This is a genomic window from Pedobacter psychrodurus, assembly GCF_032678585.1.
In the GTDB taxonomy this organism is placed as follows: Bacteria; Bacteroidota; Bacteroidia; order Sphingobacteriales; family Sphingobacteriaceae; genus Pedobacter; species Pedobacter psychrodurus_A.
The window spans coordinates 1-1,477 of record NZ_JAVTSN010000120.1 but is presented as its reverse complement, the minus strand read 5'-3'; the positions used below and the strand labels follow the sequence as shown (position 1 = coordinate 1,477).

General features: G+C 39.3%; 1 protein-coding gene. It reads right to left on the bottom strand.

Annotated elements, in window-relative coordinates:
• Positions 1 to 48: 48 nt before the first annotated feature.
• Positions 49 to 1,380: an IS4 family transposase gene (locus R2S57_RS30295; RefSeq protein WP_316848644.1), complete on the bottom strand. Its 1,332-nt coding sequence runs from the start codon at positions 1,378 to 1,380 to the stop codon at positions 49 to 51.
• Positions 1,381 to 1,477: the final 97 nt, after the last annotated feature.

Sequence of the window (1,477 nt, the reverse complement as noted above, 5' to 3'; positions counted from 1 at the left end):
GCTCAATGTCATTTAGTTAAGGGTTAAAGCATTGGTTATAAATATTGTTTAGATAGCTCTTCGGTAGTTGGTAAACGTTTGATATTTACCTCTTTTTCTTTTTACTGTTGTTCTAACCACATGCCTTTCAGGTCTAACTGGCTCAATGTTATTCATGAATAAGCACTCTATTTCGGTCAGTATTTCCAAGCTGTTTCCTGTTTGCAAGAAGATCTTAAGAATTCGATACTTTAGCATCGCCCAGCTTACATTTCTATTTATCTTATACTTATAGGCTCGATTTTCTGAAATATGTTTTAGTTTCTCTTCACACTGTTTTTCAATAATGATCTGCAGGTTTGAAACAAATAGTCCTGCGAGATAATCCTGCTGAATACAGATCACTTTATGTCCACTTGATATTTCCATTTGCATCTGATTTTTCTGCCTTCCGAAAGCGGTCTCGATCTTCCATCGCATAAAGTATAACTTACCTAGTTTTTTCTGTGTAAACCTTGTCTGATCGTAAAGGTTGGTAAGCAGCACCTCTGTTTCCCCATTGTTCAAAAGTATTTTTAGCATCCTAACCCTGATCCCTGTCTTAGGTGTTACGATGTGACCCTGGCCCCTTAATTTATCAATCGCCTCACAAGAAGGATAAATTGTTGTGGTTATATCTATTTGATTGCTGGAAACGAAATTCTTAACCTCTTTACTAAAGGTTGTCTTGCAGCGCATCAGGAAATGTTTGGGCCTTTCCTCGCTTATCAGTAAATAAATTAAGCTATAACTGGGATATCCGCGATCAAATAATGTGATACTATCATCGGGAAGCCGGTTGATGTGATCTGTAATGATCGCGTTTTCACTATAGGCCCTAGGAAAGATGTCACCCCACACAGTTAAACCATTCAGAACATCATATATCTGCATTACCCTGGCCATGGGAACCCCGCCATGTTGATTGTCAGCCGAACCGAAATGTGCCAATGCCTCATGGCTGTTTGGTACACTAAAGTTCGAGCCATCTACAGCCAGCAACCTGAAGCCTTCCCAAAGCTGTATATCGCTACGATATTGGTCATAGAAGCACTCGATCAGCAAGTCGTTCCAGACCTTGAAGAATAAGGGATTGAGCTTGGTTCGCTGCAAACAGAAAGCACCCTTGGTACAAATTGAGTCCACCTCTCCAATACTCTCAAAAAACGATCGCAACTCGATACTCAGGCTGCGTTTGGGAAGATTGATCAACATACCTACAACCTTGGACAGCGGCAATTTCCGCTCACGGCTAAAATCTGATGGACTTTTGGTAAAGAGGGATCTGATTTCAGAATTGCTTGTTACCATGTTCAGGAACAATTTAAGTTGTTCGATAATCTTTATATTTGCATTAACCATTGAGTATTGTTTTTAGTCGAACACAAAGAACTGATTTTTTCAGTTCTTTAACTCAATGGTTTTTAAAGTATTACCGCTTAACTAAATGACATTGAGC

Excerpts from the sequence above, each read along its gene's own strand:
- R2S57_RS30295 (WP_316848644.1), bottom strand. The coding sequence starts at position 1,380 with ATGGTTAATGCAAATATAAAGATTATCGAACAACTTAAATTGTTCCTG.